Source organism: Allobosea sp. Root670, from assembly GCF_001429415.1.
GTDB classification, from domain to species: Bacteria; Pseudomonadota; Alphaproteobacteria; order Rhizobiales; family Beijerinckiaceae; genus Allobosea; species Allobosea robiniae.
Map to the genome: position 1 here is coordinate 305,888 of NZ_LMJU01000012.1, position 23,137 is coordinate 329,024.

The following is a 23,137-nucleotide window of genomic DNA, read 5'->3' on the forward strand; positions in this document are numbered from 1 at the left end:
GGCTGGCGAGGGCGCGGCGGGGATGCTCATGCGTCGAGCACCCAGGTGTCCTTGGTGCCGCCGCCCTGGCTGGAATTGACGACGAGCGAGCCTTCCTTGAGCGCGACGCGCGTCAGGCCGCCGGGCACGCAGGAGATGCCGTTCGCGCCGGAGAGCACATAGGGGCGCAGGTCGACATGGCGCGGCGCGACGCCCGAGGCGACGAAGGTCGGGCAGGTCGAGAGTGCCAGCGTCGGCTGGGCGATGAAGCCCTCGGGCTGGGCCTTGAGCTTGCGCCGGAAGGTCTCGATCTGGGCCTTGTTGGCGTGCGGGCCCACGAGCATGCCGTAGCCGCCCGAGCCGTTGACCTCCTTGACGACGAGCTTGTCGAGATTGTCGAGCACATAGGCATTGGCCTCGGGCTCGCGGCAGCGGAAGGTCGGGACGTTCTTCAGGATCGGCTCCTCGCCGGTGAAGAACTTCACGATCTCCGGCATGTAGCTGTAGACCGCCTTGTCGTCGGCGACGCCGGTGCCGACCGCGTTCGCCAGTGTGACATTGCCGGCCTTGTAGGCGCCGATGATGCCGGGCACGCCCAGCACGGAATCGCTGCGGAAGGCGAGCGGGTCGATGAAGTCGTCATCGATGCGCCGGTAGATCACGTCGACACGCTTCGGCCCCTGCGTCGTGCGCATGTAGACGACGTCGTCCTTGACCAGCAGGTCCGAGCCCTCGACCAATTCGACGCCGAGCTTGTCGGCGAGGAAGGAGTGCTCGTAGAAGGCCGAATTGTACTGGCCGGGCGTCAGCAGGCAGATCGTCGGGTCCGACGAGGCGCTGCGCGGCGCGACCGAGCGCAGGGTCGCCAGCAACTGGTCCGGATAGTTGTCGACCGGCGCGACGCGGTGGGTCGAGAACAGCTCCGGGAAGAGCCTGAGCATCACCTCGCGGTTCTCCATCATGTAGGAGACGCCGGAAGGCGTGCGGGCGTTGTCCTCGAGGACGTAGAAAGTATCCGCGTCGACGCGCACCACGTCGATGCCGGCGATGTGGCAGTAGATGCCGTGCGGGACCTTGAAATCGACCATTTCGAGCTGATAGCAGGCGTTGCGATAGACGAGATCGGGCGGGATGATGCCGGCCTTCAGGCATTCCTTGGGGCCGTAGACATCGGCCAGGAACATGTTGAGGGCGGTGACGCGCTGGCGCAGGCCGGCCTCCAGCTTGGTCCATTCCGGCTTGGTCAGCACGCGCGGGATGATGTCGAAGGGGATCAGGCGCTCGGTCGATTCCTCGTCGCCATAGACCGCGAAGGTGATGCCGATGCGGCGGAAGAACAGTTCCGCCTGGCTGCGCCTGAGCGCCAGCATCTCGGGCGGCGCTTCCTTCAGCCAGCGATCCAGGGCTTCGTAGGCGGGCCTCAGCTCGGCTCCCGAACCGCTCATTTCATCGAATGCGACCATGCAGCCCTCTTCCCCGTTAAGACCAGCCTATGCGCATTCGCGGCCGTTCGGGAAGAGGGAGAATAGCCACGTAATTCATCTGATCTGCCTTTTTCATGGGCAGTATTGATCAGGTACAGTTTGCTTTAGTTGATCTTGGCAAAGCTGAGCCAGCCCGCATGAAGCGGCTGTACATTCGTCGCGCCGCGCCGGGCGGCCATGCCTGCGCTATTCTTGGACCGAATTCGGGCGGGCGTCCAGCCAGAGGCGCAGGGCAACCGCATTGTTCCGGTTCTCGTCCTTCGCCGCATAGAGCAGGACGACCGGGCCCTGCTTCCGTTCGGCTGCCAGGGTCGCGAGAGCGGCCTGGGCCGGCGGGCTGCCGAGCTCGGTCGCATAGGCGATACAGAACTCGTCCCAGTGGTCGGGGTGGCCGTGGAATTCGTGGCGCAGCGCGTCGCTGGGCGCGAGATCCTTGAGCCAGAGATCGATCCGGTCCTTCGAGACGCCGCGCGGCCAGAGTCGGTCGACCAGGATACGCCGGCCGTCACTGGGTGCCGGGGGATCGTAGACGCGCTTGACTGTCAGTTTCGTCATCAGATCAGCCCGAGACTGCGGAAGCTGGCATGGCCGTCGCGGCCGACGATGATGTGGTCGTGGATGGCGACGCCCAGGGGCTTGGCGATATCGACCAGCTCGCGCGTCATCCGCATGTCGGCGCCGGATGGGGTGGGATCGCCTGACGGATGGTTATGGACCAGGATGATCGCGGAGGCCGACAGCTCCAGCGCGCGGCGCATCACCTCGCGCGGATAGACCGGCGTATGGTCGACCGTGCCGGTCTGCTGGACTTCGTCGGCGATCAGGGTGTTCTTCTTGTCGAGGAAGAGGATGCGGATGTGTTCCTCCTCTTCGGATTTCGACATAGAATCAAACGCTTGCGCGCCGCGTCCCCCAAACGTCCTTGTCGCGTCCCTCATGGCTTGTTCTCGCTACGTTTTGCGAGCCGAAGTTGGGCGACGCGGCTGGTCTGCTCAATTGTGCCACGGTTGTACCGAGCGCTGGTCTGGCGGTTCAGATGGCCGGCTGATTTCATGACGTCTGTCTCGGTCGCGCCAAGGTCATAGGCCTCGGTGATAGCGCCGGCACGGGCGTCCATGTTCCAAACCCCCTTAGGTACGCCTGCCTTGTCGGCAATGGACCGCCAGCGATCGGTAAAGTTCCTATGCTTGTAGGGCTCGCCAGTCGTCTTGGCGATAATCATAGGGCCAACGCGCTTCTCCAGCGGCACGCGAGCGATCTCTTCCAGCACGGCCGGATGAAGTTTCAAGTCGTGCTCGACGGGAAAGCCCGTTTTCGTGTGCACCTTGCGGATCACCATCTTCTCGTCGATGTCCGACCATAGAAGGCCGTTCACCCAACGCCGACCATTGTAATAGATGCCGCCTTCGGTTTCGGCCGGTTCCCACTCGCCGATGACATCCTTCTGGCGCATGGCGAGTTCGAACTGCAAAGCGGTAGCCAAGGCGACCGATGGCCAGCCCTCGGCGTGGGCGGTGGTGCGCACGGCATTCACATGGTCAATCGTCATCACGGCTGTCCGTGCCGGTGGCGTCGGGAATCGGATCTTGCCAAGGATGGTATCGGCACGGAAGCAGTCGTCGTATCCAAGTGTCACGCCATAGCTAATCAACTGCCTTACGGCGTCCATGGCATGCTTGCCACGCCAGGGGCGGGCAGGGGCGTCCGGCTTCTTCGGTGCGCCAAAGCGAGCGTGCCAGCGCTTGAAGTCCGGCCCGAGCAGCTTGGCAATCTGCCTGTCTCCGACGCTCTTCTCGATAATGGTCAGCGACTTGAGCACATTGGCCCGGCTGTTCCACTTCATTGTGCGGAACGGCGAATCCTCGTTCGTCTGGAATAGACGCGACAGGCTCAGCATCGAGCCGTCATAACTGGGAGCGCAATGTTGACCGCGGGTGGCCCAAGCAAGCATCTCCGACTGCAGGCGATTGCAATATGAAGAAAGCGATGCGCGGCCTTCCGGCGTCTCCGCATAATGTAACCGGACCGACGAGGGGCGATAGCCGCGCTTCACCAGATCGGCGCGGGCTTCCCAGTACTCGCGAACCGAGCCGTCTTTGTTCCGCTTGCGCTTGAGCCCCGGGAAGTCGATCACTGCCATACCTCGACGCCGTCAGCCGCAGAGGGCAGGGCACCTTGCCGGATACCGTGCCGGCGGTCGAGAAATTCCCGAACCGCAGGCCAGTAGCGGCAACCGGTGAGAGGGTCCACACGAGGCAGGCCCTCGCGCTCCAGCACAAGGGCAAGAGAGTCCCACCGGACCTTAGCCTTGGACCCAAGGATGCGCTGCGCGATTGCCTGCTCCGGCAAATACAGCGGCGAGTTATCGTTGGCTGGCTGCACTCATGCCTCCACGGTGGGCGAATGCCCGTTAATTGACGGATTCGCACAGGCTTCTGTCAAGCCGGCCCGTGCGATGTCGAGGCTCTTCAATAGCCGAGTGGTTACATGCGGTTGTCAAGCCGCCGCCCTTTCGAGCGCGCGATGGCGACGCGCTGCTGCTGCGGGCTACGACGCGTCACCGGCCGTGATTCAGGCTGCCTAGATTCTGCCTCACACAGCACGCAACTTTCGCTAGCCGACCAGTTCGCTGGGCGGCGGACGCCGGGCTATCCTCAAAGCCCCCCAGCCCCGGACAGCCCGGCGTCTTCACGCTGCCCTCCGGAGTTCGACGCGCTCAATGCTGAAGGGGAACTGGAATGCCTTGTAATGCAACTCGGTGCTGTCCTCCGGGCTGAGTACATCAATAGCTCGACGCAGGGCCGCAAACGCGCGCTGCCCGCGTTCCTGAATGCGCTCGTCGGAATGCTCTAGCGTGAGGTCGAGATAGGCCAGCCGGCCTTCGTCAGCGCCGCCAACGACCTGCGTGAGGCAGCGCAGCACCATGCCGTTACCGCAGGGCGTGGGCTCGTAGGTGCTCTCGACGATTTCTAGTGTCTTGTTAACTGCGTTGGCGGTCATGGGGTGGCTCCCTGTTGATTCCAAATCCAATGTTTGACATAATGTCGGAAGTCGGATTCTGTGTCAACAAGGAATCGAACGTTGGACTTAAAGTCGCTCAGCCCCGATCAATGTCGCGCGGCCCGCGCGCTCATATCAATGGACCAGAACGCATTGGCGGCTGCCGCCCATGTGTCGCGCGGCGTCGTCATTGACTTCGAAAAGGGCAAGCGTACTCCCGGCCCGAACAACCTCGCTGCCATCCGCGCCGCCCTTGAACAGGCAGGCGTGACCTTCCTAGCCGACGGTGACGTGGCTACCGGGCCAGGGGTGGCGTTGAAGCCATGAGTCGGGAATGGGATATCCTCAATAAATTTAGCAAGGTAATGCCCCGCGTCCGCTATGTTTCTCTGCAGGAAGACGGCGAACTTACGGGATATGTTGACCGTGACCTTCAGAATTACGGGTGGAATATCCCCAACAAGGGCGATCGGTTAATGACGCTCCATGATCCGCCGGATTACACAACATCCGTCGTTCATGATCGGATATTTATCGAAGAGGGATTCGGAGACGATTATTGGCTGATTGTTCTAAAGAACGACGATAATGTCAGCGAGCGCTATCTTGACGCCGTCGCAAATCACATGTGGCTTGTTACGGACTATGAGCGAGCGAATTTTTCGGGCGACCCCGAGGAAAACTTGATTGCGCGAGCGCAGCAATTGTCGGGTCAGCCATCCGGCCGGGTGCGTATCCAACCCAAATCCCGCGATCCCGAGCCGGATCGGGGGTGGGATGATGATGACGACGACACCCCTTGACCGCACCCGGCCCGCCCCTTGAATCGGGCGCGGCGATAATGAAATTACCTCTATTCTCATCTGATGGAGGTGGGCATGCCATTTTCCTCACTCAGGGACCCTGTTGACCTCGCCCGTGCACACGGCGCCTTCAACCTCGCGTGGACTGAGATCGTCGCCGACGGCCACGCTTCCGGATCTGCACACGCTGAACGTGATCGGCTTGCGCAGATCATCGTCGCGCTCGTGCCGATCTGCACCGATGAAACGGAACTCGTAGAAAGGGCCATCGATCGTTTCACAGAGATAAAGGTCGAGCCGTAAGCCCCTTGACCGCGCCGAGGTGTGCCCATCAACCATGAATAGCGGGGATTTTAAGGACTGCGCATCGTCCCGCACTGTGGCAATCTTGCCGAGCAGCACCCGATTCACAGGCGATTTCCGAGGCTTAGCGGGCGCCCTGCAGCTTATCCCCATAACCCACATCGCCCTACCAGATGTCGTGTCCACAGGTATGTCTGAACACTATTCCTTGACGATAGGGCAGTTTTGCGCGAAAAAAAGGCAGGCCGCATTCGCGAGCCTGCCTCGTCTTTTGGGTGGCTCCCAAGGGACAACCGCCCACTACACAGTGTGCAAGCTTGTGGTAGCGCGGACTTGGGGCTTTGATCAAGCCACGCGAGAATAAATCATGTCGAAGAAACAGTCGGGCAACAGCGCCTCCTCGATCGCGGGCAAAGTGCTCGGAGGAGCCAAGCCCACCCAGACGCAGGTCAAGACGCTCGCAGCGTCGGTCCTCAGCCAGGATGAAAAGAAGGGCCGCCGCTAACCGGCGGGACTCTGACAGCTGGGCGCGGCGGGAGAAATCCTGCCGCGTTTTCTTTTTGAAGTGCCTTCGCGGCTAGCTGGGGACGATCCGTTCAAGTTTCTTGATCTGATCAATCAGATCAAAGCCAACGAAGCGAAGGGCAAAATAAACAAACACTGTAATTATGGCTGCGCCGATATTTGCGATAATGGCTGTCCATAATTGGCGTAGTGAACTGCCTTTTAGTGCAGTTGTCAGCGCCTCTTGGACAGCTTTCTGCTTTTCGGCGTCGGCATATGACACGGCAAACTGGGCGAGCGCCTGTGTGGCGCTCTCCCAAACCAAATTGATCTGACCATCACCCCATGTACGGTGATATACATCAATCTCTGCAGTAGGTACCGGGCCGCCGAGTTCTTCCTTACGGCGCATTAAAAAGTCCCGCTTCTGCTCCTTATATACGCCGTAAGCGATATAGGCGATAATTTGATCGCCCTCGGATTGCGATTTCGCGCAGATTCGCTCAAAAACCCGGTTGTAGTCAGTCAAGTACCTTGCCCCCCGTGGCCGACTGAACTTTATTTTTTACCTGGCTTTTGCGTCAATACCGATGCCGCAAGCCTTTTTGCCTCAAAAAACCGGCCCGTGTCGACAGATCTGACTGAATATGAGCCGACACGCCCGCCCAAGGGTTTTTCCGAGATGACAGCCACTGATTTGTAAGCCCCGTCTTTTCCGGTGTTTACATTCCGTTTGCTGAACATTCTCATTCTCCCGCCTTCCACATGCAGCGCTGGCCGCAGATTCTCGCAAGTCCACCACTCAAACATAAGCATGAACTATAAATCCTAAAAGAGCAGCCCCAACGGGTTGCCGCTAAGCGGCATCTGTCGGGCAGGTTCGATCTTCCGCCCGACTCCATCCTCCGGCCAGCCGCCACCCCGTGGCTGGCCGACCCCGGCCCGCCCGCACATCGCAGCCGGGCCGGTTCGCTCACTCCTTCTCGGCCAGCTCGATCGTTACACTGGTTTCATCGTCCGCAAGGAGCGCGACATGCTCCGGAACGCCATCGTCCTGGCGACGGATGATCGTAACGCGGTCGAAGCCATCGGCCTTCGGAGCGCGGATTTTGACGGTGATGGGGTGGTTGTTTTCCATGGTATTCCTCGTTGTGACTAGCTGATCGCCGGCGGTTCTTCGATAACTTCAGCCAAAGCGGGCTGTTCATGCTGGCCGGTTGCTGCCCCCAAGTCGGACGCGATCTCGGCTTCTAATTCCGCAATCCTCCGCTCTGCAGCCTCGGCGCGATGCTCATTTACCGCCGCCTGGACGATGGCCTCGCCGATGGCGAGCTTGATCTTCTGATCGATGTCCATCGCCATCACCCGGCGATCCCAGAGAACACCGGCACGTAATAGGCTGTCGTGCCGGCATACATTTTGATGAACCCGGCGCTGTCTCTACTGGTTGTGCCTTTGAACTTGATCGTACCGACGCCGGTCGAATTGGCCGTCAGGTTCGAGGTGCCGGTCAGCGTGTTCTGGTTCGCGGCGCCGCCGACATCGCCCGCCACCCGCAGCTCTTGCGCCACGGTAACGGGTCCGGTCGCGGCGATCGTCAATCGCGTCGTGCTGCTGGTCTGGAACTGGATATCGCGGGCGCCGGAATTGTGACCGATCTTCGCGCCCGTTCCGTCGAGCGCTATCGTCAGCTCATAGCCCGCGCTCGCGCCGAAGGCTTTGAACGCTTGAGCGCTGACCTGGCCGTCGGATCCGACACCGCCCCCGACGACGAGTGCGCCCGTCGTCGGTGATGTCGAGGCTGTGGTTCCTTCGACGGTCAGCTTGCCGGAATATCGATAGTCCGTAGCATAAATTTTGATGGCCATGACCGATCCTCAAACTAATCCTTCGACCACGAAATTGGTGCCGTTGTTCACCACACTGGACGATGCAAGGCCGAGCGTGCCGGTTGAGGCATTGGCGGTGACAGTGACGTTGACCATCGTGTTGTCGCGCCCCTTGATGTCGTTCGCGTAGTCAACGGAAACGTCACCGAGCACGCAGCCGATCATGCGAATGAGAGACGATGGCTTGGTCGCATTGGACCCGGTAATCGAGAGCTTCTGGACAGCGCCGTCAGCTTGGTAAATTTCGAGGCCATCGAGGCGCACGCCGCGCGCCTGCCGTAGCTCGACGCTGACCACGTTACAGTTGAATACCTGCGTGTTGCGGACGAAGAGGTTACGGACGCCCTTCAGGCCATTGGGCGCAGTGCCATCTCGTGCATTGCCATCGAAAATGAGGCCATAGGCCGAGGTAGCAGCCGAGAACCCGGTGAAGTTGCATTCGTCGATGAAAAAGAAATCCGGAGAAGTTCCGCCGATTGCAGCAATGAGCTGTACATAAGCGACGCAGGTCGTACCGCTGTCATTGACGACCGAGAGATTTCGAAGACCTCCACCATTCTCATCAGCGCCAGTGAACACAAATCCGGTGTTCGCGTGATGCATTTTGAAGACGGAGAAGCTCTTGTGCTCGCCTTCGAGGACAGGCCCCTTCGAGAACTGAATTTGCTCTCCAAGGCGATAATTACCGGCCGGTGCGAGCACCAGCCTATGCCCGTCGGCCACGAGCCCTGAAACCACCGAATCGAAGTCGCTCTGGCCGTAGTCTGTCGATCCGCTGGACGTGATGCCGTAATCCCCCAAATCGGGGATGTTGCGCAGGCGCTTGCGAATTGCTGGTAGGTTGACCGCGTCAGAGGGAAAATGAACATCACGCAAAACGTCATTGTTCAGCGTCCACGTGTCGCCGTCGTCAGAGGTGGTGATGTCGCCCTTATCGCCATCGGGGATGGTCGCAGTGCCCTCGGGTCCGCGGATATCAATTGCATCGCCGATAGTTGGCGTAAGCCCCGTCGCGCCCACGTAGTCCCCGGTTGTGGGCTTCGTGCCCTCGCCGCCGAACCAGTCAACAACCTGCTGCACGCGGCGTGTTCCGTCGGTGACGACCGCAAGCTCCGGGGTCCAACCGTTATCGCCGTCCGTCCCGTCCGCTCCGTTTGCGCCGTCGGCACCGTCGAGACCGGGTTCGCCCTGAATACCCTGCGACCCCGTCAGTCCCACAGGACCCGCCGGACCAATCGCTCCGGTGGCGGTAACGACAGCCTGGTTAGGGCTCCAGTTGATGAATGCCTTGCGGTTCTGAACGCCCTGCACGAGACGCCCGGGCAGGTCCAGCACAAACCGCACAGCCATAATGCGAGAGTGCCCGCCGCCTGTGATGTCCACGACATCCGCGGAATACTCGCCGCGCGCCCATCCCGTCATCCCGGCCTTGGCGTAAGCCGCCTCAAGAACGTTCGTGCCTGTGATGGTAATTCCAGAGCCGTTGGTCAGCGTGACTTTCGTCACATTAGACGCTCGCTCCGTAACCTTGATCTCGAAATTCCGGCCCGTAAGGTCGAGGCCGCTGAACTCAAGGACATAACTAAGGTCTTCTTCAGTCGAGAATTGAAAAAATGCGATTGATTGGGGCATAGTTACCTATGAAAATGCCGCCCTGATGCGGCTGAATTGTACAAATATTGAGATGACGGAGGCGGCTAAGCCGCCACCCCCAGCGGCTCGCCGACCTGATCCGGCCAACGCCTGACGATTGCAGTCTGGATCGAGTGCGGTCGGATCACCGTCACCTGGCAGAAGCCGCCCACGCCGGCCACAGAGGGCCCAGCGCCGGCATGCGGACCGCGGACCTTCCGCTGCTCCTCCATCAGGGCGGCGCCCATCGTGATTACATCATCACTGGGCTCCAAGGCGGCACAGCGCGCATCGAGGTCAGCATCGTACGGCGCCACGGCGATCGGGCCGAGCGGCTGAAGCGTCCAAGCCGGCCCGCTCAGTGAGTGCGAGGTGACCACGTAGCTCTCGGGACGCTCCCGCGTCTCCGACCAGCCAGCCAGGAACACCTCGACCTCCGGCCCGGTAGCGCAGTGCTCGTACTGAGTCCGGCCGACAGTGTAGAAATTCGACACTGCAAGAGCGAAGCTATCGACCAGTTCGTCAAACGTGCCGAATTCGCCGTTGATGGCCTGCGCCAGATCCTCCGCAAAGCCTCGTGGGCCGCGGCAGGAAATTGCGCAGTTGAGGTGCGCCAAGATGGAAACCTTCTGACTAACCGCGCCGAGGGTGCCATCGCCGTAGTAGTTCGCGGCGTCGGAAAACAGGTAAATCGCTTCGTCAGTTTTGATGATGTTGCAGGCGCTCAAGCGGCGCTCCTTTCAATTCCATAGATTGGTCCGATTGGCCCAGAGCCGACGAGCGCAGCCTGCAGCGCCGCTTTTGCGAGCTGCTTCACCAAGTTGCGCATCACGTCCTCGGCCTTTTCGCCGTCCAAAATCATGTCGCCCAGCGCGTCGGTTATGTTGTCGCCGAAGAACTTAGAGGCGTCGTTGAAGCCCTCGATGGCCTTCTGGACGTCCTCCAGTTTCACCTTCGCGTTTGCGTAGCCGGTCGCGGCCTCGTCGATTTTCTTGCGCATCGCGTCGGTGATCGGGATGTTCGCTCGCTTGGCTGCGGTCTCGAGTTCGAGCGCCTCGCGGGCCTTGGCCTTTGCGAAGGTGCCTTTACCTTCCATCTCGGCCTCGAGCTGCAGAGCCTTGGTGCGCTTCTCAGAGGCGATCAGGGCTTTTTCATATGAGTCCAGCGTATCCGCCGAGGAGCCCCCTGATCCGCCCTTTTCTTTGTCGCCTGCGGGTTTGAACTTGTCGTTGTCGATCGGCTTGATGACCGGCTTGGTCACACCGAACCGTGTAAGGCGAGGCGCGTCGGTGGACCCGTCGCCTCCGATGCCGGAGTTGTTCGCAAACTCGATCTCGGCTCGCCGAAAACCGGCCCGCGCCTGACGTGCCGCGATCTCGGCCGCTTTGCTATTCTCATCCGCGACGGCATCACGCCCGCCGGCATTGGCGAGCCCCATTTCGCGGGCCTGAGCCACGCGAGCGGCGCGCTCGTCCTGATAGGATAGTGCCTGCTGGCGCTGGACCGAGGCATTCGCGCGAGCAAGCTCACCGACCTTGGCAATCAACGACTGCACGCCGTTCACCGCGCCAGACGCCGCGCTGCCAATGCCTCCGATGGACCCGGCAAGACCGTCGATGGCAACCGCCAAACCTCTCGAAAAGCCAGTGGCCTTATCGAACTCGCCGGCGGCTTTGATCACCTCATTCTGAAGTTTCTCCATGGCTTGGGCAGAGGTCAGCGTGGCGCCGGCGAGTTTCTGCTCGAGCAACGGCGCACCGGCCTGGATGGCGCGGAAGAAACCCTCGCTGCTTACCTTTCCGTCCTTGACGAGCGCCGTGAGCTTGGCGACGTCCCCGCCGGCCTGCTGCATTCCGGCTGCTGCCGCCTGCAGAAGTGGATACGCGCCGTCGAGGAGCGAATTGTACTCCTCAGCCTGAACCTTTCCGTTGCTGAACGCCTGTGCGAGCTGAAGCAGCGCGCCGGACGATTCTGATGCGCTCTTTCCCGACACCCGAAGCGATTGCGCCACGATGTCTGTAACCTGCAGAATCTCGTCGGATGAAGCCTTCAGCGTGGTCTGGGCTTGGCTAACACGGCCGTAGAGCTGGGCCAGCGAATCCAATGGTACGGCATTTCGCTGCGCTGACGCGTATAGGTTATCAAAGACACCGCCGAGATCGGCGTCCTTCACACCTGCGACCTTCAACTGATTGATAATGCCGGTATAGACGTCTGAGAATTTCCGCAGGTCATTCAGCGTCGAGCCAACGGCAAGCCCGGCAAAAACTCCGCCAAGGCGCTTGCCGAGGGTGCTAAAAGAGGCTCCGACACCCCTTTCCATCGCACTGGCGCGGTCTTCGATTTGTTTGCTGATGCGATTGAACTGCGCGGACTGCCGCTTCATCGCGTTTTGGAATTTCTGAGTTTGAACGTCTAAGATCAAACTCAGTTTTTCTAGATCTGTTGCCAAATGAAATCTCTGTAGTTAAACGGAGCAAAGAGAAGATGCCGCGTGGGTCTTCGTCAGAATCCTAGGAGAATAAAATTGCCGGAAAACAACGAAGCTATCGTCGACCTTGTCGCGCACATCGTCTCGGCATTTGTCTCGCATAACAGCGTGACTCAGGCGGATTTGCCGGCGCTAATCGCTAACACGCATGCTGCGCTGGCCGGACTTGGCCAGGCTCCCACGCCGGTTCAGGAAGAGCGCGCCGCCCCGGCCGTGTCGATTAGGAAATCCATTACACCCGATTTCCTGATTTGCCTGGAAGACGGCAAGAAGTTCAAATCGCTGAAGCGCCATCTGCGCACCGCGTTTGACATGTCGCCCGAACAATACCGAGCAAAGTGGGGGCTGCCGAACGACTACCCGATGGTCGCGCCGGCATACGCCGAGGCCCGCTCGCAACTCGCCAAGAAGATGGGCCTCGGAAATCAGCGTCGGAAACCTGCGCCTGTCGCAGCAGCGAAGCGCGGTCGGGCAAAGGCGTCAGCCTGAACCAAACGCTATTACCTTTCGTTTACCTAGCGTCGCTAGTATAATTCTGCCTTCTGCGAGAGGGCACTGGCCAGGGACGGTGTAGCGTTATGTCCCTGGCCGGTGTCTCGCAGGGGAGACCCCTCAACATTTGAATTGAGGAAACGCGCGCGTTGGGCACATACCGTTGCGGTCGGGGCGACAGCGGTAGACCGCTGATCACCCCCTCCCGGGCTTAGATTGGATACCCGTCCGCGCCGTATCGCACCGTCACTCGCCCATGCTCCTCGCGCTGCTTATGTCTCGAGTGACACGACGGGCAGAGCGATTGAAATGGTCCCGACCAGAACTTCTCAGCGTCGCCGCGGTGAGGCTCAACGTGGTCGACCGTGTTGGCCTCGGTGACGACATCGATCTCAAGGCACATCCGACACAGGGGATTCTGCGCGAGCTGCCATTGCCTGATCTGTTGCCACCTGGCGGTGCCATACCATTTGCGCCACGGCCGCCTGTCCGTCACGCCAGGCATCGCAGCACCTCGGCTCGCTCCGCTGTGACTGGCTTGGCATTGGTAGCGATGACCGAGCCGTCCTGCGTCATGAACGGCCGATACTCGACCTGCTCGCCGATGGCCGGGTCGCGCTCGCCGAATGCTTGGCGGTGCACGAAAAGCGGGCCGGTGCTTGAGCTGATGCGCACGCCGTGGACCCCAACCGAGATGACTTCGCCGATCATCGGATGCCTCGCAGCCGGTGTGCGGCCTCGATCTTCTGGCGAATGCGGCGAACAGCAGCTTGACCATCGTCCTGCTTGCCACGGACTAACGATACGGTTGTGCCCGGGTACGCAGGCACCGGGCAAAGGCTCAACTCAATCAGCATCACGTCCGTGATAACGCGCTCGGGCGGGCCATTTTCCGGATCCCTCCAACTTTCCGCCAGAACCCGGAAGCCAAAGGAGCATCCAAAGACTTCGCCCCTATCCAACGCCGAAATTGCGGTCATGCCAGCCGGCGAGCGCTCGTCCAATTGAAGCCTGAACCACAGGCCGTGCTGGCGCTCTTCGAGCTGCAGCGTGCCGGCGGAAAGGCGTCCGAGCACGGAATCATAATTGTGATTCCACAAGGCGAGAACGTCGTTGCGATAATAGTTCTTCTTGTTGAAGGCGCCTTTGGCGACACTCTCGACGAAATATTCGCCCATCGGCTCCTTTTGTCCAAAGACTACTGCGTAGCCTTCAGCGACATTGCCGGACACGGTTGCCGAACTGTTGCGCGTCTCAACACCGTGCAAGGTTTGCCTCCGCACGGCGCAAGCGCGCTTCTCGCTCCGCCATAGTCGGCTTTGGCTTGCGGCTGCGTACGATCGCCCGTGCGAAAGCCTTCGGATCGAAGTCAGCGTGCTCGGTCGTTTTGCCCAGCAAGGTCACTCGGCGCGGCTGGTCCGGGCTCTTGGCATCTGCATGCTCGATCCTAGCCATAGTATCCAGAACTCCTCGCTTCGCGGATAAACCTCTCGACCTGGCCTTCTCGAGCATCGCCGAGGAATCGGAGATCCAGTGGCCCGAGAGACCCCCACGACACGTCTTCACGATCAAAGGCGTTGCGCAGATCGTCATAGGCGGCCCGGGCAACACCCACGACTTTGAGTGCGTCAGCGATAGCCGCAACGCGGCGGCCGTATTCGGCGCGCGTCGTCTGGCAAATCGCTTTTGATGCAGAAGTACGGGCGACAGCGAGCCGCTGGCGAATAATCTCCAGCGCTGCGGTAATATCCACTCCAAGCTTCTGAACTTCGCCCAAACGAGCGCGGAGGCCGGTGGTGGAATCCGACGTTTCGCCGAGCAACGCCGCAACGCCTGGCCGCATGGCGGGCGCTGGTGCTTCGGCAATCTTCTGTTCGATGTCGCTCCGCTCGGCACTCAATGCGGATTGCTGCGCGAGCAGTTCGTCGCGTTTTGCGATGAGCCCCGCATATTCAGGGCTGGCTTCGGCCAAGCTGGGCACGCGGAATTCCTGGGCCGCCGAAGCGGCGGTTTTCTTCAAAAATGCCATTGGTTACCTCTGGAAAAGAGCGCGGATCATGTCGACGAATGCGCCGCCGCTGACGGTTGTGGCCGTGCGCCGGCCGCGTACCTGCCACGTGTGGGGGCTGGCGCCGGGCTCGACAAAGCGCGCGACACGCCCGCTGTGGTGGATAGCGATCTCCGGCCAGTTGTGAACGAACTCAAACCGAGCCGTGGTGACCGCGCGTTGAGCGCCTAGGCCTACGAGGGCCATTTCGGCTTCAACGAGCAGGGCTTCGTGCGCGGTTCGCGGGATCGATGCGGGAGCGCCGGTCAAATCCACGCCGGCGGGAACAAGGAGCTGCGCCCGTGCAGCAGTCTCTCGGGCCTCTCGCAGTAGAGGGTCGAAGGCAACGGTTTCGAGGAAGAACAGGAACTCTTCAACCGATAATACCTGCGCCATCCCGGGCGCTCCCATCGGTATAACGCCGTTGTCGATGAGCGCGCGGCTGATTGTTCGGCAGCGCTTAGGGTCGAAGCCGCCATAGCGTTCGAGTGCGGCAACCGCCGCTTTGATAGTCGCCAAGGCGACCTCCAATGTCTTGAAAATGAAAGTTGATGGGGACAAAAACAAAACGACCGCCCCGGAGGACGGCCGTTTCGAAGTCGAAGGGGTCACCGAGAGAAGCGAACTCCTCTCATTTGATATGCGCCTGAAATGTAATTTGGGGATACTATGCGGCGCGCTTCATGGAAATTTCTTGCAGTCCGTGGGCCAAAGACTTGCACGCTGCTATTGTCAGGCGCTTACCGGCCTTCCTTGCGTACTCGCCAGTATGGCCCATGCCTAATCCAACGTCCTCGAAGTTCTTCGCGCGTATGGCGATGTCGAGTACCTTCACGTGGTCCATCGTGAGGAGCGGGCCGCTCTTGCCTTGGGCGGTCTGGAGTAGCGCCAGCGTCTGCTGAGCATCGACGATGTCCTCGGTGCCCGGGACATAGCTCTCAGGAGGGCGATGGTTGTTTTGCTTCCCGTTGCCGCGTCCTTTGCCATCGAGCGGGCGCAGGTCGTAACCCTCTTCGACCTTTCGAAAGCGCCCTCCACCGTCCACAAAGCAGAGGGTGCCCTCGTCGAATCCATCGACGCGGTGCGCGGGGCCGCTGAAATAGGCGCCGCCGCAGCGTGCGACCGCGCCGGGGGCTTCTAGCTTCCTGCGCGAGCGCGGTTTGGCTCGAAACTTCGTATCCGGATAACGTTCGAACTCACCATCAGCCTGCCCAACCAGCATCGTCCGGGAGCGTCGTTCCGCGACATATAGCTCCCCTGACTCATCGCGACGCAGGACCGCTTCGGGCTTCTCCTCCGCGACATAGCTTCCGAGTCGACGGACCAAAGCCTCCGCTGTGTCCTCGGTGATGTCGAAGTCACGCTGTGGCATCGTGCGGCTAGCAGGCTGATTATCGTTTGCCGGTTCCGGCGCTTCGTGAGTGGCCATCCAAGTTGTGCCGAGTCCATCGCTCTCCGATATGTCACGCAGCCGTCGCCAGGTCATGAGGACCGCGCATTCTTCCTCAAGATGCTCCAGGCGTGGCGCGACGGTCTCGGCGGAGCGAGCGAATATCTCGCTGTCATTCTTTGGCGCTTGTTCGCGCCAATGGTCGAGTATCCGCTGCCTAACGGCGGGGGTATTATTGTTCGCGGGAATACGGAAAGGAAGAGTGTGGAGTACATGCGGTATCAATGGTGTCCCCTATGAGTTGTTATGAAGCCCCGTTGCTCGGCGTCTACTTATTGAATGCCATTTCCTGCCCCGCAGGCGGGCGTCGGTGGCGATTATTTGGTTTTTGGTAGTGGGCTACCCTGCAGGGCGCGGAAGCCGCGTGCGGCCCCGCAAATCCCAATGTAGGGAACCTAGGGTTTCGATGCCCCGTGGAGGGGGTGTCAACGGTCAGAATCTAGTGCTCGCGCGGCGAAATCGTCAAGGAATAGTGTTGAGACAGTCGCCAGATACGATATCTGGTAGGGATATGTGGGTTATGGGAATAAGCTGCAAGGCAGCCCGTAGCGCCTTGATTTACTTCAGCTAAGCACAGCGGTCGTGCAAGAATGCAACAATCAAAAATCAAAACTCCGCTTTTAGTTGCGCGTGAGAACCAGGCCGGTGTTGTGGAGCGAGTTGGGTTTGCAGGTGCTAGCCCCCCGGCGCTCATTTTTCCGAAGTTCACTATTTAGTGATTTCGCTCGCCTCGATCTGTGCTACGTTGATCCGTTACGTATTTGCCGACCCGCCCTTAATATTCTCCTTGCAGTACGGGGCCACAATGAAAATACCGAAAAGCCGAATACGCCAGAATTCCAATTATGATCAGTGCAATATCTTGCTCATAAGTGCGTTTTTTTGCGTAACTGGGCAGGATCCTGGCGACGTTGAGCTAAGAAGATCGATTGAGGCGCTTCTTATTAATTTGGCTAAATTTGAAAATGCTGTAGTTCCGCCCAACATCATCCAACTTTTCCCTAAAACCTGATTTTCACCTCGCGCGCTTGCGCGCGCATGATTCCGAAAAACTGTAATAGCGCTATCGCGAAGGGAGCCGACCGTTCCGGTGGTGGCGAGGGGAGAGTGTTACCCACCCCCGTCAATCATGTCTTTTGACAATTCGTCGGCTCAAGTTTTGCGCTTTTCTGACTTGCTACGCCTCTGCCTGACCAGTTTTGGACATTTGTGTACCGTGCGAGGCCAACATGCCGTCGAAGGACAATCAAGGGCGACCCGGACGTCCCAAATTGGGTTACAGCCAAGCGACAACTTACCTATTGATGGCATTTTACTGCATTACGGGGAATAAGCCGGAAGATCAGCGAGTTCGTAATTCTATTGAAGCTGCATTGACCAGCCTAAATAGGGCGGAGCTTGCTGCGGCGCCTAGGAACATCGCCCAGTTCACTCGCAAAGAAACACGGACTGACAATTGATTTTGCACGCCTCCTCGGGCTTTCCATCGCCTATTCCGAATTTTGCGGATGAACGTTTTTTCCTACCGGGCCGGTGCGATGAGGCGAGCCGCGGCTATCGCGAGGTGCCCGCCCCGGGTGGGGGCTTCGAAGTTTCTTCGTTCTCGCGGATCGACTTAGCTTGCCAAACCGCGAGGACGAAAACCCGAAAACTTCAAAGCAACTCCGCATTTGTCACCAAGTGTCCCTTGCGCGCGGGTGATGCCAGAAGTGCCCTGATTCATAGAAAAAAGGCAGATTATCTTCTTTGCCTTGCGCGCAAGGGACAAGTGGTGACAAGTGCATTTACATGGCGCCACCCGTAAAGGTTGCGCTTTCAGCAATAGCCATTCGGATCTTAAATCGTCTGGCCACTTCAGCCTCGGCGCGTATCTCGAACATGTCATGAACTGCTGCTCGAACTCGCCACCGCGGCGCGTGCTGATTGCCCCGGCTATCTACTGGGTCCAGCCAACCGAAGGCGTCCAGGCGATTGAGCACTGCAACGGCGCCTTCTTTATCGAGTTCGCGCATCGACCGGCTGCCCCGCATGACGTCGCGTGGCGTGATCTCGTCCAGATAATGGGCAAGGATGTAGTTCGCGGTATCTAGCACGACGTCGTTACCGTCTGTCAGGCCCAGCACATTCGAGTAGAACGCGAGAGCGTGCCGGAACAGGAAGTTGTGCAGGAAATCCGCCACACGTTCCGCCGTCACGACGCTGATCTCGATGTCGGGCTGGGCACCTTCGCATTCAAGACAATGGAACACGACGCATAGGCGCGCGAAGACACCGTCATACTTGCCGATATGAGCAGCAAGCTTACGGTTTACCGCTTCCCAAGTCGCTGCCATGTGATGGTGCTTGGCAGCAAGGTCGTTACGCAAAGCCTGCGCCGCCTCGCTGAAGCGCATCGGCGCGTCGATGGGTATCGGCCCGAGCTTTCGCTGTGGTCGCTTCATCCCGTGTAAACGCTTCACGGCTTCGCCATAGTCTCGCACTGAGCCGGTCGGTGGCTCGTCGCTGTCGATGCCCGCTTGTCCAAGGACGACAGGCAGCAACCGCTGGATCAAGCCGTCGTCCTGCGTGTCGTTGGCGATGGCGCGCATCGGCTCCGGCTGGATGCCACCCAGTAGGCTGACTGAGAGATTCGGAACGAAGATGAGGCCGCGGCCGATGCGGTTAACGGTGTGCGCACCGCCATTAAACGATTGCAGCCAAAAGCTTCGATCAGCGGCCGCGCCCTTGGTTGAGCCATAGCGCTCCATGCTACCGAACCAGCCCGATAGTTCGTCACGATACAGCAGCAGGCCCTCCGCGCTGTCGCGCAAAACTTCCTGTGCCGACTCAACCGTCGTGTCCTCAAGCACGGCACGCCGCTGGGGTGGCTTTGGCGTCGCGGCACGCTCTTTCTGGTCAAGGGCGTTGTGGGCGATCAATGCGGCTTGGTAATCGCGCGCGAGATTATGATCGATCTCCCGCAGTGGCTTTGAAGCTGCGGCCATCAGGGGGCTCTTTTTCGTCGACGGGCCACCGACCAAAGCAACCCACAGCCGCGGCGACTCTGTCCAGTCCGGATCGTGCTGCTTGACCTGAAGGCGCACGCCGTCTGGGATAGCCGCAGCGCAGACGGCAAGGGCCGCTGCTGCGAGGCCGCCGGGATCGACGCCCATCTGCGCACCTCTATCGCGAGCAAAGCGCTCGATGACAGGCGGCAGTAGCCCCTCCGGCAAGGAAGGCCGCTCATATTCCGCCCAGAGGTCAATCGGCGCGTTGTCATTGTCGGGCGTTGGCGGCATCGCGGGGAGGCCGATCGCCATGCGGGCGAACCGAACGAGGTCACGCTTGCCGTGATGGCCTTCATCCTCGTTGAGGACGCGAGGATTCCCGGCAAAGTCCAGGCCGACGTCGCACCGTTGGCCCGCAATTACAGCACCCCCGAGCACGCTGCCGGTGATTACACCGCCGAACTGGGCTTGAAGTGTCGCAAGGAGTTCAGTTGCGGGCATGGCGGGCATTGAGCCTCCTGTATTCCGCCTCAGCAGCGGCATTGATTTGGCGGAACAGGTCCCTGTCGAAATTCGCGACACGCTGGCCGTGGATGGCGGGCGGCGCGGCGATGAACGTGCCGTTCGGACGAAGGCGGAGACGGAAGCCGCTGAGTTTCATGTCTGGGAAACTGACGGCGAAGTGCGCGACCGTCCGAGCGGTCGAGCCGCCGGGGTCGTGCAATGGACATAGGTCTACGATCTGCATCTAGCAGAGTCCTTATTCGAGATTTTATGAAGGACGCCCGCCGCAGGGCAGGGGACGTCCGCTAGCTAAATCAATAGCTTGTCACAGAATGCGGAACTGCTCGCGCTCGGCGAAGGCCATCGCCATCCGGCAGTAATCCAGCACCGAGGACCAGGAGGAAAGCACCGGCCGCTTGCCGACGGCGCCCTTGGCCATGCGCTTCAGGGCGGCTTCGACGATCTTGAGGTCGAGCGCGACGCCTTCGCCGACGCCCTTCACCTCGGTCAGGCGCGAGGCCGGGGCGCCGAGCACTTCCGCGAATGAGCCGAAGCGCTGGATCAGCTCCTTGGCGAGCGGCTTGACGTCACGCTGCGGGATCGAGCGGAAAAGCAGAAGCTCCAGCAACTCGTAATCCGGCAGGGTTTCCGCGCCGGATTCCTCGAAACGCGTGCGCAGGCGTTCGCGATGGCCGCGATAGTGCGGCGTGCCGGCGTCGGAAGGGCTGGCCGGCGAGGGCGCCTTGCGCGGTCCCTTACCTGCACCCTTGCCGATGCCGACGCTCATTTTGCAACGAGCGGGTTGTCGAGGCCGCCGGGCGAGAGTGTGAAGATCTCGCAGCCCTGCTCGGTGACGCCGATCTGATGCTCGAACTGGGCCGAGAGCGAACGGTCGCGGGTCACGGCGGTCCAGCCGTCGGAGAGCACCTTCACTCCCGACTTGCCGAGATTGATCATCGGCTCGATGGTGAAGACCATGCCGGGCTTGAGCAGCACGCCCTCGCCGGGACTGCCATAGTGCAGGATGTTCGGCGCGTCGTGGAAGAGCTGGCCGATGCCGTGGCCGCAGAAGTCGCGCACCACCGAGCAGCGCTCGCCTTCCGCATAACGCTGGATGGCGAAGCCGATATCGCCGGTGGTGGCGCCGGCGCGCACGGCCTTGATGCCGCGCTGCAGGCTCTCATAGGTGATCTCGACCAGGCGCTCGGCCTTCCGCGAGATCTCGCCGACGCCGTACATGCGGCTCGAATCGCCGTGCCAGCCGTCGACGATCAGCGTGTAGTCGATATTGAGGATATCGCCCTCGCGCAGCGGCTTGTCGTCGGGAATGCCGTGGCAGACGACATGGTTGATCGAGGTGCAGATCGACTTGGTGTAGCCGCGATAGAACAGCGTCGCCGGATAGGCGCCGTTGTCCATGGCGAACTGGAAGGCGAGCTCGTCAAGGCGCTGCGTGGTGACGCCGGGCTTGACATGGGAGCCGAGCATGTCGAGCCCCGCGGCGGTCAGCCGGCCGGCCTTGTGCATGGCCGCGAAGGCCTCGGGGCCGTGAATCTTGATGGCGGGCTCGCGCGAACGCGAGCGGCCGATGGTGTCTTCGAAGGTCATTGCGCGCGGAAAACTCCTTGCCCCATATCTATTGCGTTTAATGGCGCACGCAAGCCGGTCGAGCGCGAGAGGCGGGTGACTGGCGCGCGGGCGCGGCGAGGTGTATCAGGCGGGCGCAATGGCCATCATCGAACAGAACCCGGCGGAAGAGCGGCCTTTCGGCACCTTCGCGCCGAAAGCCTATCTCGCCCGCATCATCGCCCGGACGCGGGCGGCCTCCGACAGCTTCCTCGGGCGCAAGGTGGCCTATGCGCTGCGGCGCCTCGGCTTGCGCTCGCTCGACGGCGCGCCTGTCGACATCGAGTCGCTGGGGGCGAAGATGCGCCTCTATCCGGACGGGAATGTCTGCGAGAAGCGGGTGCTGTTCACGCCACAATATTTCGACGCGATCGAGCGGGAGCTGCTGGTCTCGCGGCTGCGCGACGGCTTCACCTTCATCGATATCGGCGCGAATATCGGCGCCTACTCGCTCTTCGTCGCGGCACGGGCCGGGCGGGGCGCGCGCATCCTGGCGGTCGAGCCGCAGCCCGAGATCTTTGCGCGGCTGGCCTTCAACATCGCGCAGAACCCGTTCGGGACGGTCAAGGCGGTGGCCTGTGCGCTCGCCGACAAGCCGGGCGAGCTGACGCTGTTCATCGATCCGACCAATCGCGGGGAATCGAGCGTCCGCATCCTCAATTCGAGTGCGGGGACTTCGGTCAAGGTGCCGGCGATGACGCTGCTCTCGCTGGTCGAGGGCGAGGGCTATGAGCGCATCGACGCAGTCAAGCTCGATGTCGAGGGCGCCGAGGACCTGATTCTCGAGCCTTTCCTGCGCGACGCGCCGCAAGCGCTCTGGCCGGGCTTCATCATTATCGAGGATTCGCGCCAGCGCTGGCAGACCGATCTTGCCGGCCTGCTCGGGCGCAGCGGCTATAGGCTCGTCGCCCAGACACGGCTCAACCTGGTGTTCGAGCGCAAGCCGGCCTGAGCGCGCGGCTAAAGCATGACGGGCGCGCCCGCGGCGGAGCTTGAGCACTTCGCGGGGAAAGCCTAGCTCTTGTGCGCAAGCCAGGAGCGCCGACGCCATGTCCGTGAATGAATCCAGTTCCGCCACCATCGTCACGGCCGCGATCCTGGTGATCGGCGACGAGATTCTGTCCGGACGGACGAAGGACAAGAATATCGGCTACATTGCCGAGTATCTCACCAATATCGGCGTCGATCTGCGCGAAGTTCGGGTCGTGCCCGATGTGTCCGAAGAGATCGTCGCGGCGGTCAATGCGCTACGCGGCCGCTACACTTATGTCTTCACCACCGGCGGGATCGGGCCGACCCATGACGATATCACGGCGGATGCCGTCGCGGCCGCCTTCGGCGTCACGATCGACCATGACCCCCGCGCCGTTGCGATGCTCTCCGAACGCTTCTCGCCGGCGGAACTGAACGAAGCCCGCATGCGGATGGCGCGTATCCCCGCCGGGGCCGAACTGGTTGCGAATGCGATCTCCAAGGCGCCTGGCTTCAACATCGGCAACGTCTACGTCATGGCCGGCGTGCCCGCGATCATGCAGGCGATGCTCGACGTCATCGGGCCGACCTTGCAGACGGGGGCGAAAATGCTGTCCGACACGGTCCGGGCCGGGCTGCGCGAGGGAGATATCGGCGGGCCGCTTGCCGAGGTCGCCAGGGCCCATCCGGAGGTTTCGATCGGCTCCTATCCGTTCTGGTCTGAAACCGGACCGGACACGAATATCGTCGTGAGATCGCGCGACGCAGAGAAACTGCTTGCAGCAATGGCTGCGGTGAAAGCGATGGTCGCTGTAGAGAAGCAGAAATCATTCTGAAGAAAGTCTATTATACAACTTTTGCGTTTTTTATACAACTTTACGGAGCGTTTGTGTTTTTATAAATCGTGACCTAATCTTCCCATGGCCTTATTATATCTACTATAGGTATGAAGCGCTTTTTGTAGATGAATTTTC

At 60.7% G+C, this 23,137-nt stretch carries 27 protein-coding genes and 2 pseudogenes; 6 read left to right on the forward strand and 23 right to left on the reverse strand.

Features of this window, described 5'->3' with window-relative positions; all coding sequences use genetic code 11:
* Positions 1-26: 26 nt before the first annotated feature.
* The 5 genes and pseudogenes from ASE61_RS11405 to ASE61_RS11430 form a co-directional block, all read right to left on the reverse strand.
* Complete coding sequence (locus ASE61_RS11405) at positions 27-1,442, reverse strand: circularly permuted type 2 ATP-grasp protein (RefSeq protein ID WP_061966985.1); 1,416 nt, start codon at positions 1,440-1,442, stop codon at positions 27-29.
* A 207-nt stretch (positions 1,443-1,649) separates the two neighbouring features.
* A complete protein-coding gene (locus ASE61_RS11410; protein WP_061966986.1) occupies positions 1,650-2,018 on the reverse strand; it encodes a DUF488 domain-containing protein in 369 nt (122 codons plus the stop codon).
* Positions 2,018-2,335, reverse strand: a pseudogene (locus ASE61_RS11415) (JAB domain-containing protein); the annotation flags it as partial. The pseudogene ASE61_RS11415 and the gene ASE61_RS11410, both read right to left, overlap by 1 nt.
* Positions 2,336-2,397: 62 nt before the next feature.
* Positions 2,398-3,603 (reverse strand): hypothetical protein, encoded by a 1,206-nt coding sequence (locus ASE61_RS11420; RefSeq protein WP_061966987.1) that lies wholly within the window; start codon positions 3,601-3,603, stop codon positions 2,398-2,400.
* A 548-nt stretch (positions 3,604-4,151) separates the two neighbouring features.
* Positions 4,152-4,463: a hypothetical protein gene (locus tag ASE61_RS11430; RefSeq protein ID WP_061966989.1), complete on the reverse strand. Its 312-nt coding sequence runs from the start codon at positions 4,461-4,463 to the stop codon at positions 4,152-4,154.
* A gap of 60 nt (positions 4,464-4,523) precedes the next feature.
* On the opposite strand from ASE61_RS11430, the gene ASE61_RS11435 reads away from it, so the two are divergent.
* Together ASE61_RS11435 and ASE61_RS11440 are read left to right on the forward strand one after the other, a co-directional pair.
* On the forward strand, positions 4,524-4,790 hold the full coding sequence (locus ASE61_RS11435) for a helix-turn-helix transcriptional regulator (protein ID WP_274532865.1): 267 nt from the start codon (positions 4,524-4,526) through the stop codon (positions 4,788-4,790).
* Positions 4,787-5,266 carry a hypothetical protein gene (locus ASE61_RS11440; RefSeq protein ID WP_061966990.1) on the forward strand — a complete coding sequence of 160 codons (480 nt, stop codon included), beginning with the start codon at positions 4,787-4,789 and terminating at the stop codon, positions 5,264-5,266. Before ASE61_RS11435 ends, ASE61_RS11440 begins: the two co-directional genes overlap by 4 nt.
* Before the next feature lie 87 nt (positions 5,267-5,353).
* On the opposite strand, the gene ASE61_RS26420 is transcribed toward ASE61_RS11440, so the two are convergent.
* Entirely contained in the window at positions 5,354-5,677 is a 324-nt protein-coding gene (locus ASE61_RS26420; protein ID WP_156407055.1) for a hypothetical protein, read from the reverse strand.
* A gap of 259 nt (positions 5,678-5,936) precedes the next feature.
* Between ASE61_RS26420 and ASE61_RS26810 the strand changes: the two genes are divergently transcribed.
* Positions 5,937-6,074, forward strand: a complete 138-nt coding sequence (locus tag ASE61_RS26810; RefSeq protein ID WP_162260092.1) for a hypothetical protein — start codon at positions 5,937-5,939, stop codon at positions 6,072-6,074.
* A 72-nt stretch (positions 6,075-6,146) separates the two neighbouring features.
* Here the strand turns inward: ASE61_RS26810 and ASE61_RS11450 are convergent, their stop codons facing one another.
* The 7 genes from ASE61_RS11450 to ASE61_RS11475 form a co-directional block, all read right to left on the reverse strand.
* Entirely contained in the window at positions 6,147-6,602 is a 456-nt protein-coding gene (locus ASE61_RS11450; protein ID WP_061966992.1) for a hypothetical protein, read from the reverse strand.
* A gap of 444 nt (positions 6,603-7,046) precedes the next feature.
* The gene (locus tag ASE61_RS26425) at positions 7,047-7,211 is read right to left on the reverse strand and encodes a hypothetical protein (protein ID WP_156407056.1); all 165 of its coding nucleotides are present in this window, start codon (positions 7,209-7,211) and stop codon (positions 7,047-7,049) included.
* Positions 7,212-7,228: 17 nt separating this feature from the next.
* Positions 7,229-7,435, reverse strand: coding sequence for a hypothetical protein (locus ASE61_RS11455; RefSeq protein ID WP_061966993.1), 207 nt, complete (start codon positions 7,433-7,435; stop codon positions 7,229-7,231).
* Positions 7,435-7,941, reverse strand: a complete 507-nt coding sequence (locus tag ASE61_RS11460; RefSeq protein WP_061966994.1) for a hypothetical protein — start codon at positions 7,939-7,941, stop codon at positions 7,435-7,437. Before ASE61_RS11460 ends, ASE61_RS11455 begins: the two co-directional genes overlap by 1 nt.
* Positions 7,942-7,950: 9 nt before the next feature.
* On the reverse strand, positions 7,951-9,468 hold the full coding sequence (locus ASE61_RS11465) for a collagen-like protein (RefSeq protein ID WP_156407057.1): 1,518 nt from the start codon (positions 9,466-9,468) through the stop codon (positions 7,951-7,953).
* 191 nt (positions 9,469-9,659) lie between these two features.
* Positions 9,660-10,322, reverse strand: coding sequence for a hypothetical protein (locus ASE61_RS11470; RefSeq protein ID WP_061966996.1), 663 nt, complete (start codon positions 10,320-10,322; stop codon positions 9,660-9,662).
* Positions 10,319-12,046: a tape measure protein gene (locus ASE61_RS11475; protein ID WP_156407058.1), complete on the reverse strand. Its 1,728-nt coding sequence runs from the start codon at positions 12,044-12,046 to the stop codon at positions 10,319-10,321. The genes ASE61_RS11470 and ASE61_RS11475 overlap by 4 nt, the downstream gene beginning before the upstream one ends.
* A 75-nt stretch (positions 12,047-12,121) precedes the next feature.
* Between ASE61_RS11475 and ASE61_RS11480 the strand changes: the two genes are divergently transcribed.
* Positions 12,122-12,574, forward strand: a complete 453-nt coding sequence (locus ASE61_RS11480; protein ID WP_061966998.1) for a MucR family transcriptional regulator — start codon at positions 12,122-12,124, stop codon at positions 12,572-12,574.
* 214 nt (positions 12,575-12,788) lie between these two features.
* Here the strand turns inward: ASE61_RS11480 and ASE61_RS11485 are convergent, their stop codons facing one another.
* The 10 genes and pseudogenes from ASE61_RS11485 to map form a co-directional block, all read right to left on the reverse strand.
* Positions 12,789-13,082: an HNH endonuclease gene (locus ASE61_RS11485; RefSeq protein WP_061966999.1), complete on the reverse strand. Its 294-nt coding sequence runs from the start codon at positions 13,080-13,082 to the stop codon at positions 12,789-12,791.
* Positions 13,070-13,288: a hypothetical protein gene (locus ASE61_RS11490; RefSeq protein ID WP_061967000.1), complete on the reverse strand. Its 219-nt coding sequence runs from the start codon at positions 13,286-13,288 to the stop codon at positions 13,070-13,072. The genes ASE61_RS11485 and ASE61_RS11490 overlap by 13 nt, the downstream gene beginning before the upstream one ends.
* A complete protein-coding gene (locus tag ASE61_RS11495) occupies positions 13,285-13,845 on the reverse strand; it encodes an HK97 family phage prohead protease (protein WP_162260093.1) in 561 nt (186 codons plus the stop codon). Before ASE61_RS11495 ends, ASE61_RS11490 begins: the two co-directional genes overlap by 4 nt.
* 179 nt (positions 13,846-14,024) lie before the next feature.
* Positions 14,025-14,606, reverse strand: a complete 582-nt coding sequence (locus tag ASE61_RS11500; RefSeq protein ID WP_061967002.1) for a hypothetical protein — start codon at positions 14,604-14,606, stop codon at positions 14,025-14,027.
* A 3-nt stretch (positions 14,607-14,609) separates the two neighbouring features.
* A complete protein-coding gene (locus tag ASE61_RS11505) occupies positions 14,610-15,143 on the reverse strand; it encodes a hypothetical protein (protein WP_156407059.1) in 534 nt (177 codons plus the stop codon).
* A 148-nt stretch (positions 15,144-15,291) separates the two neighbouring features.
* Positions 15,292-16,053, reverse strand: a complete 762-nt coding sequence (locus tag ASE61_RS11510; RefSeq protein ID WP_156407060.1) for a hypothetical protein — start codon at positions 16,051-16,053, stop codon at positions 15,292-15,294.
* Positions 16,054-17,858: 1,805 nt separating this feature from the next.
* Positions 17,859-19,571 carry a DUF3987 domain-containing protein gene (locus ASE61_RS11515; protein WP_061967005.1) on the reverse strand — a complete coding sequence of 571 codons (1,713 nt, stop codon included), beginning with the start codon at positions 19,569-19,571 and terminating at the stop codon, positions 17,859-17,861.
* Positions 19,549-19,809 carry a hypothetical protein gene (locus tag ASE61_RS26430; RefSeq protein WP_061967006.1) on the reverse strand — a complete coding sequence of 87 codons (261 nt, stop codon included), beginning with the start codon at positions 19,807-19,809 and terminating at the stop codon, positions 19,549-19,551. The genes ASE61_RS11515 and ASE61_RS26430 overlap by 23 nt, the downstream gene beginning before the upstream one ends.
* A gap of 84 nt (positions 19,810-19,893) precedes the next feature.
* Positions 19,894-20,352 (reverse strand): annotated as a pseudogene (locus tag ASE61_RS11525) (JAB domain-containing protein); the annotation flags it as partial.
* Positions 20,349-21,173: a type I methionyl aminopeptidase gene (map, locus tag ASE61_RS11530; protein ID WP_061967007.1), complete on the reverse strand. Its 825-nt coding sequence runs from the start codon at positions 21,171-21,173 to the stop codon at positions 20,349-20,351. The gene map and the pseudogene ASE61_RS11525, both read right to left, overlap by 4 nt.
* Before the next feature lie 118 nt (positions 21,174-21,291).
* Between map and ASE61_RS11535 the strand changes: the two genes are divergently transcribed.
* Both ASE61_RS11535 and ASE61_RS11540 read left to right on the forward strand, forming a co-directional pair.
* Positions 21,292-22,143 carry an FkbM family methyltransferase gene (locus ASE61_RS11535; protein ID WP_061967008.1) on the forward strand — a complete coding sequence of 284 codons (852 nt, stop codon included), beginning with the start codon at positions 21,292-21,294 and terminating at the stop codon, positions 22,141-22,143.
* A 97-nt stretch (positions 22,144-22,240) separates the two neighbouring features.
* Positions 22,241-22,999 (forward strand): competence/damage-inducible protein A, encoded by a 759-nt coding sequence (locus ASE61_RS11540; RefSeq protein ID WP_061967010.1) that lies wholly within the window; start codon positions 22,241-22,243, stop codon positions 22,997-22,999.
* The last annotated feature ends 138 nt before the right edge of the window (positions 23,000-23,137 follow it).